The organism is Rhodococcus artemisiae (assembly GCF_036327795.1).
Classification (GTDB): Bacteria; Actinomycetota; Actinomycetes; order Mycobacteriales; family Mycobacteriaceae; genus Rhodococcus; species Rhodococcus artemisiae.
Genome location: NZ_JAUTXY010000006.1, coordinates 323,283 through 331,864, shown reverse-complemented (window position 1 = coordinate 331,864; position 8,582 = coordinate 323,283). Strand labels below are relative to the sequence as shown.

Genomic DNA, 8,582 nt, shown 5'->3' with positions numbered 1-8,582 from the left:
CGGATTCAAGACGGCCTCGTTGGAGCCACATGCGGCTCAAGCCGGCATGACATGGGCTTCCTACCCGGCACTCCGCCGTGCTACACCGAAGAACTCATGATCTTCGAATACGTGATCACACCGGTATACAGTCACGAGGTGCACAACACGCGAATTCAATGACTCCCACCGTCGTGGGACGCGACGACCCCTCCGCACCGGCCACTCATGCGGCCGCTGGTCTGCGGACTCACTGTCAAACGGTATGGGCGGCCGCGGCGTTGAGTCCGTGGTTACGGCGGGTCTTCCGCAAGCAGCCCGTTCGCGGAGGTCCTCACCGCGGCGTGGTGCACGCAACTCGTTGACCCAGCGGACGCGACGGCGATCGCGCGGGTGAGCACGTCCGGGACTTCTGGTGTCCGAGCGACCGCGTCGAGGTCTGCTGAGACTCTCACTCCCGCACTGATGATCTTGATGGATAACCACGATTATCCATGTCGAATCGGCAAGAAGAACAGCGCCTCCCCTTGCCTCGACCGCACCCCTTGAGGTCGTCACAAAGTCACGAAATAGCGTGTACTCCCCCAATTCTGCAGCCACCCACGCTCGGATCCTGTCCTGGGCAATGAACACCACGATGGCCAGGATGCACCCAACGCCCACAGGCTCGCGCCAGCGCTCGCCGTTACCGCAATGTCGTAGTTGCGTCTCCACATGCGTCCAGTGCCGTGCGCCCCGCGCGGATGCGTCCGCCCGAAACCGCATGCCCCAGACGTGGGCGGCATCGAACTGCGCTCGACGGCACATGTTCCCTTACCGAAGCCACGGTCATGCAGATCCTGCACGCAGACGGCGTCACCTGCATGAGCATGTACACCGCATGAGCGCTGATCACCCACATCGACGTGCCCGCCGCACCGGCGCGCTGCACCGCTACGATGTCAATTCCTTCCCGATCGCCGACGGCACCACTGTGGAGGTCTGTTCCTGAGCGCCTGGGCCGTTGGACTGCTTCGCACCGAGGATCGGCGTCATTGAGCCGAAGATGGCGGAACCGTCGTCGTGAGCACCCTCCGTGCGAGGTGATCCTCCGTCGGGAGCGCGACAGACCGTACATTATCAGCGTTCTTCTACCGGGAGTGGCAGCAGATGCGAGAACTCCCGCCCGGATCGATCCGGGCGTTTGTGGAGGTCGTCAACGGTTCCAACGAGGTGGCACTCTCAGCTGCGGAATGTCGCGGCGCAGGCGCCAGTGGCCGTATGTTTCGTGATTCGTTCGGGCGGCTGTCCATCGCCGACGGCGCCCGATCAGTCACCGCGCGTCTCTTGGGGTACCAGGCGGGATGGCCAACTGCCGCCCTTTTGATATCCGCTCCACCAGAAATAGCTGCGGATTCAGACACAGCCGTAGCCTGTCGAACCTCGCATCGCCCGGCCGTTCGCGTGCTTCATGCAAGCCGCATTCACGAGTGTTGTTACTGGCACTTCTACCCGGAGACAGCACTCTGCCAGGCCTACGATTGCGGCGCCGTGGGCATCCGTTGACATTTGACGAGCGCGCACCTACGCTGCGATAACAGAGATACTATGACCCTATATATTGGGTTTTGCCCTCCTGGAAAGTCGGTGGATCCGTGCAGGAAAAGCGATTTCCGAGGGGGTGATCGCGGCGCGGTTGTCGACTACCGATGACCCTTTTACTAGGAGATCAAAGCATTGCATCGAGGCGAGCGGGTGCGCGGCTGAATGCACTTGCATAGGAACCCATTTTGCGATGGCGCCGGCAACTCGAGCTGACGACGGGCCATCTGTCCACACAATGAAAGAAGAGACACTGTTCCCGTTGTACAGCGTAGGGCGTGAGTTGTGATTGATAAGCTGGAGAGCTCACTCGGGAACCGCAGCTACATGTTTGGCCTCGATCTCACAGACCGACATGTCGTCGTTGTCGGGTCCGGACCGGAGGTGGAGCGACGACTGGAATCCCTGCTCGCATCCGGAGCTCGGCCATTGGTGCTCTGCCTTGATCCCACCCCCGCACTCCGCTCGATGGCGGTGTGCGGCCGCATCGTGCTGGAAGTACGTACCTATAGTCCTGAGGATCTCGATAGCGCATGGCTCGCGGTCGCATGCACTGGCGATCCGAACATCGACGCAGCAGTCGCCGTGGATGCCGAGCAACGCCGCGTTCTCTGCAGTAGTGCCTCAGCCCGAACTGCAGGGGATGCAACCACAGCACCACGTGCATCGATCGATTTGTCCCGCCGCGCACACGAATATGAAAGCAGAAGCCGCTCGGCAATGCCTCCGGGAGTAGCCCTGGTAGGAGGCGGGCCTGGCGACCCGGATCTGATCACTGTACGAGGGCGGCGACTTCTCGAATCCGCTGACGTGGTGGTCACTGACCGACTTGCTCCCACGTCCTTGCTCACCGGCCTGCCCGCCGAGGTGGAGGTTGTCGACGCGTCGAAAGTGCCTCGCGGGCCCCACATGACCCAAGACACAATCAATCGCGTCCTCATCGAAAACGCCCGCGCTGGCAAGTTCGTGGTCCGGCTCAAGGGGGGCGACCCATATGTGTTCGGCCGCGGCTATGAAGAAGTGAAGGCATGTACTGCCGCAGGAGTTCCCGTCACGGTGGTACCAGGAGTGACCAGTGCGATCGCAGCCCCTTCCTCGGCATCGATTCCCGTGACGCACCGCGGCGCCGTGCACGAGTTCGTCGTCGCCAGCGGGCACCTCCCGCCGGGCCATCCGGATTCGATGACGGACTGGCACCTACTCGCGAAACTTCGAGGCACACTGGTGATTCTGATGGGTGTCGAGAATCTCGAAGCAATCGCCCAGGCCTTGATGTCCGGGGGGCGCGCTCTGCACACCCCTGTAGCCGTCATTCAGGAAGGCACATGGGAAACCCAACGCGTCGCGCGAACACACTTGCGGGGGGTATCTGATCTCGTCCGAAAAGAAGAGATTCGGCCGCCGGCAGTCGTCGTGGTCGGTGATGTAGCTGCGTTTACTACAACAGAGCGCGACGGCATCAAAGATCTTGTGCACGGCATATGACAGACCTGCTCGGTTTCGAACGTGTCCCGGGGCAGCGGCAACGCCTCGTCAGCCGACGATGGGCTACCAGTTCTGTGACGCGACCTCCACCTGCACCTGGTTTGCAAGACAGAGAGGACCACTCCGACATGGCCCACCGTAACGGATTCTGCCACTATCTCACTGCGGCTTTTGCAGCTGCCCCCGAGACGCCTGACATAGGACGCGCCTACCAGTACATCGCAACAGATGTCGTTGCCCGATTCAAAAGTCTCGACGGCTTCCAAGTCCACCGCCTGGCCGACGTAGACGAACTCAGAGCCGAATCGATCCGGGGTGCAGCTACTGTCACAGGTCGAGCTCGCAGTCCGGAGCACCTTGATTCGGATCTGCACGAGCACCTACAGAGGGTGTTGAACGTCTCCTTCGACCGGGTTATTCGCACCACCGATACTGAGCACCAAAATGTTTGGCGAGTTCTGTGGAATTCGATGTTGGCCAAGGGGGATCTCTACGTCGATACCTATGCGGGCTGGTATTCGACACTCGATGGCGCCTTCCACTCCGGTGCTGGCGTCAGGATCGGAAACGATGGTTCATGCACTGCTGCATCGTCAGGCGTACCAGTCGAATGGACCAGGGCGTCATGCTACTTCTTCCGTCTCTCTAGATTTCGAGAGCGGCTTCTCGCTTTTCATCGCGCCCGTCCCGATTTCATCACCCCTTCATCTCGGCGACCAGAACTTCTCAGTTCGCTCTCCCGCGAACTTCCTGATATCCCGGTAGCATTGGCCATCGAGGAGAAAAGAGGGAACTCCGGACGCTCCGAAAATAGTCTTAGCGGCGGGCTGCGCGGCTTAGCCGGTGCACTGGCAGAAATGGCCGAGATCGTCGGCGCCAGATCGGATAATTTCCCGAATCAGCCGAGAATTCTGCATGTTATCGGCCAGGACGACCTGCATCGACACGCTGTATATTGGCCAGCTGTTCTCATGTCCACCGAAATAGAGATTTCATACCGCCTCTTTGCTCACGGTAGTGCGCTCGGTAAGAGCACTACCGTGAGCGGCGCGACAGCAAAGCCACACGCCACGGATCCTTTCGAATTGGTGAGGAAATACGGCCGCGATCGTATTCGGTATTTCCTACTTCGTGAAGCACCTTTCGGATCTGAATGGGAATACAGTCATCAAGGGGTCATCAGCCTAACGGAAAACGATCTGGCCCAGAATCTGAGCACTGCCGCTTACAATGTGCTGTCCCTGCTTTCCAAGCATTGCCACGGGAAGGTCCCATGCCCATCCAGCCCCTGCGAGAGGGACATGGATTTGGTGAGGAGCGCAGACGCCCTACTCCCCCAATGCCGCGAATATATCGACGCCCAACAGTTCCATCTTATGCTGAAAGAAATATGGTCCGTTATCGAGGACGTTGGACGATATATTTCCGCCGAGAAACCATGGGGCTTGCGCACTACGGATCCGAACCGGATGAACACGATCGTGTATACCGCTCTGGATGTGCTCCGCACAGTCGGAGTGTTGATTCAGCCGATAGTTCCGGAGACTGCCACGCGACTTCTCGACCAGTTAGCGGTTCCTTGCCGGAGCTTTAACGGGCTTGATCACAGGATCGAGCCGGGTACTGCGCTCCCCGAACCTCAACGTGTCTTTCCCCGATACAGAAGAAGACCCTCGAAGGAGAGCCCTATCGCAGTGGGGGCTACACCTCCATAAAATCCTGGATTGTTCTTTTCCGGGGAACGATGAGTGACTTCGCGGAATTCTTCCAGTATTGGATCCGCGGCGGCGATAGAGATGCGCTGGTCGGTCGGTGGTACCAGCTCCCTCGGTTTCCGCGCCGAGGCACTGTACACATCCGCCTGGTTGCACTCGTCGGGTTTGCCCAGTCGGTGAGTCGGGTGCGCCGACTCCTACGACGATCCACTCGCACTCGGGCTCCGGGGTTTGCGCCACGCCGAGGATAGGGGTGTATATGCAGCCGTTGACATCTGCTCCGTGTGCCCTTAGGCTCCGATTAATAGATATATTCTGACCCTATATATGGATGCTCTCGCTGTGGGAGAGCGACCGGCATGGTCTCGTTGCCTTCGGTCGCTTTGGTGCGGAGTTCAGCCAAGGAGAATGTATGCCCAGGGATGCTTCATTTCCAGGTGGGAACGTAGAGATGAGGTGCCTGGACCGACCATGTAGTGCGCATGAACACGCTGTGGCTTGTCGCGCGATCGTGCACGGAATGGGGTCGTGAAGATGAAGCCTGTCTACCGGTCACGCTCCGCATCGACCTCCCCGATTGGAACCCGGCAGTCCCCCGAATCAGATTTCAGGTCGGCCGACAGCTCCAGGGGGAACCAGAAGACGTTTCGGGCTGTCGCCGTCGACTCCTTGGTCGAGGTGGCGCGCGGCGGCCGATTTCGGGCGATTGCACAGCTGTTGTCCCTCGTGGAGCAGGACCACCCCCAGCTCCCCGAAGTTACGGCGGCGCTGACGCCCCATACGGCCGGAGCGGTTGTGATCGGCCTGACCGGGCCGCCTGGGGCAGGGAAGTCGACGATGACTTCCATGCTTGTCTCGGCGTTTCGGGAAGAAGGCCGGCGCGTCGGCGTTCTTGCGATCGACCCGTCCTCTCCCTTCTCTGGCGGCGCTCTTCTCGGTGATCGGATCCGCATGACACAGCACTCGACCGATAAGGGAGTGTTCATCCGGTCGATGGCGACACGCGGTCATCTCGGTGGCCTGTCGTGGGCGACACCCCAAGCGGTCCGGGTCTTGGACGCGTGCGGATTCGATGTGATCCTCATCGAGACGGTCGGAGTCGGGCAGTCAGAGATCGATATCGCAAAACTCGCCGACACCACCGTTGTCTTACTCGCTCCTGGGCTCGGAGATGCCGTGCAGGCAGCAAAGGCGGGAGTCCTCGAAATCGCCGATGTATTCGTCGTCAACAAGGCCGACCGCGATGGTGCGGACGAAGTTGCGCGCGATTTGAAGCAGATGATCTCGTTTGGGCGTGCAGCACCCTCGGCACCGAGCTGGCGTCAGCCGGTGGTCAAGGCAGTTGCGTCGCGGGGTGAGGGAGCGGAAGACATCCTCGACGCGCTGCGCGACCATCGTGAATGGATAGACAGTCACGGCGAGTTGGAGGGCCGTCAGACCAATCGTGCTGCTGGCGAACTGGAATCGATCGTTCTGAGCCGCCTCAGGAGTGAACTGGATCGACTGTCAGACGAGACGATGTTCTCCACGGTCGCGCGCAAGGTCGCACGAGGAGCTCTCGATCCCTTCACTGCGGCGAATCAACTCATTACAGCTCTGGGGCTGGCCGGCACGTGAGAGTTGTCAACATAGTTATCATCTAACCAAGCTGAACTGCGATGAGCTGGCTGAGGCACGCCGGCATCCACCGCGACCCACAACGCTGCAGAGCCCCGACAATCCACTGCGGGTTCGTCGAGCTTTCATATCGCAACCGGCGCGACGTCAACAGAAGCGATCACTGAAGCCGGATGGGCGATGCCTCTATGAGCAAAGAGGAACAGCATCGACTTCGCAGGCTCTCCAATGCACTGCCGCGGCGGTGTGCGACGCCCCGGCTAGAAGAATGAACCTGGCACTCTGCGCCACGGATCCACTGCTGGGCCGATCTTGGGCGACAACCGGACTGCCCCCTCCGACTTGCCGATAGTCACCTCGTTGACCCAGCGCGAGCTCGGCCGGTCGGCCTAGGAATCCTGCCCTGTTGAAAATGGGTTCAGATGCTCTTCTTCCGCCCTCGGATCGATTGATGCGCTCCGGGCACAGTACGCAAACCACTCCGCAGGGCCCTATTCAGGACACACCACCACTCGCAGCTCTATCGCGGTCCAATGGACCGGGGCCCATGGGCGCTGAAACCCGTCGGGTCGACCAAAGTGACTGTTGACACACTCACGCCGAGCTGTCTATCGTTTTCATATATATCCTGACCCTCTTTTGTGGGCTGGGGTCTTACAGCCCGCAGTTGCAGAACCTGCTGCGTGCACTCCCCCGGGTTCGAGCGCGACAATCGAGATATCGCCTCGGTCAGCCGAGTACAGCGAAAGGACCAGTCTTGACTCTCCAACTTGGCGCGCTGCTCATATGCGTCGCCGTGTTCGCGATCGGCTTGTATCGCGGCGTGAACGTCGGAATTCTTCTCTTTGCCGTCGCGGCGGCAGTAGGGGTCGGACTGGCCGACCTGCCGGTGAAAGAAGTCATCAGCGGGTTCCCGATCGACCTCATGATTCTGTTGGCCGGTGTCACCTTCTTCTTCGGCGTCGCACAGGTCAACGGAACAGTCGACCGCTTGATCGATGCCGCGCTGCGTAGAATCGGCCACCGGCCGAGATTGCTGCCCCTGGCCTTCTTCGGATTGACAGGAGCAGTCGCATCGATGGGCAATCCCGGCGCCGCGCTCGTCGTCATGCCCATCGGTATGAACGTCGCCCGCAAGAAGAACATCAACCCAACGCTGATGGCCATCGCCATGGGTACCGGTATGAGCGCGGGCGGATTCGCGCCCACAAGCACCTTCGGCATCATCATCAACGGGACAGCACGAGAGGCGAATATCGACTTCAGTCCCGTTCTCCTCTTCGCCATTGCCTTGGTTGTCAACCTGATCCTGCTTGCAGTTGCTCATCTGATTTTCGGCCGCTCGCGGTATCGCCGACGCACCGAGGCGACCGCTCGTGCCAGCGCGCACGTGTCCGACCGTGATTTCGTGACAGTCGGGCCCAATGCTTCGGCCATCACGCCATCCGCCGACTTCACTACCGACGAGGACGCTATCGGACTCGGCACCCACGGGCCCTTCACTTTCATTCAGAAATCCACAGTGGCGTGCATCTTCGCGCTCATCGCCGCTGTCATCGGAGCCAACGCACTGGGTATGAGTCCAGACATCGGGGTAGTTACTTTCAGCCTCGGGGCCATCCTCATCCTGCTCGACCCCAAGTCCGCCAAGGACGGCGCCGCCAAGATCGACTGGAGCACAATCCTGCTGGTCGGCGGCATCATCACTTACGTCGGCGTACTGCAGGAAGTCGGCACTATCGACATGCTCGCGGACTACGCGGCAAGTATGAGTGTGCCGCTGCTTGCCGCCCTGCTCATCTGTGTCGTCGCAGGCCTGGTGTCTGCATTCGCCTCCACCATCGGCATGCTCGCAGTTCTTGTACCCCTGGCTATTCCGCTGATCACCTATGGAGGAATCCCCGGATGGGCGATGATCTGCGCAATCGGTGTCTGCGCATCAATCGTCGACGTGTCACCTTTCTCCTCGAGTGGTGCCACCATGATCGCCACCTATCCCGATGCCGACGAACGTCCGCGCATGACCAAAATGCTGATGCGCTGGGGGCTGAGCCTGGTAATCATCGGCCCTGTCGCGATGATCGGAGCCGTCATCATTCCCGCGATGCTGCTCTGATCCGGACTCACAACGCATGCACGACCGCCCTCGTACGGAACCGGCTTCTATCGTGGTTCGGTGCGAGGGCTCTTTTGCGAAAGGGAACC

General features: G+C 60.3%; 4 protein-coding genes. All 4 read left to right on the top strand.

Annotation, left to right across the window (positions count from 1 at the left end):
• The first annotated feature begins 1,887 nt into the window (after nt 1–1,887).
• Complete coding sequence (gene cobA / locus Q7514_RS15995; RefSeq protein ID WP_408016108.1) at nt 1,888–3,045, top strand: uroporphyrinogen-III C-methyltransferase; 1,158 nt, start codon at nt 1,888–1,890, stop codon at nt 3,043–3,045.
• A gap of 128 nt (nt 3,046–3,173) precedes the next feature.
• Entirely contained in the window at nt 3,174–4,760 is a 1,587-nt protein-coding gene (locus Q7514_RS15990) for a methionine--tRNA ligase (RefSeq protein ID WP_330134246.1), read from the top strand.
• A 669-nt stretch (nt 4,761–5,429) separates the two neighbouring features.
• Nucleotides 5,430–6,377, top strand: coding sequence for a methylmalonyl Co-A mutase-associated GTPase MeaB (meaB, locus tag Q7514_RS15985; RefSeq protein ID WP_408016102.1), 948 nt, complete (start codon nt 5,430–5,432; stop codon nt 6,375–6,377).
• A 667-nt stretch (nt 6,378–7,044) separates the two neighbouring features.
• Nucleotides 7,045–8,493 carry an ArsB/NhaD family transporter gene (locus Q7514_RS15980; protein WP_330134245.1) on the top strand — a complete coding sequence of 483 codons (1,449 nt, stop codon included), beginning with the start codon at nt 7,045–7,047 and terminating at the stop codon, nt 8,491–8,493.
• Nucleotides 8,494–8,582: the final 89 nt, after the last annotated feature.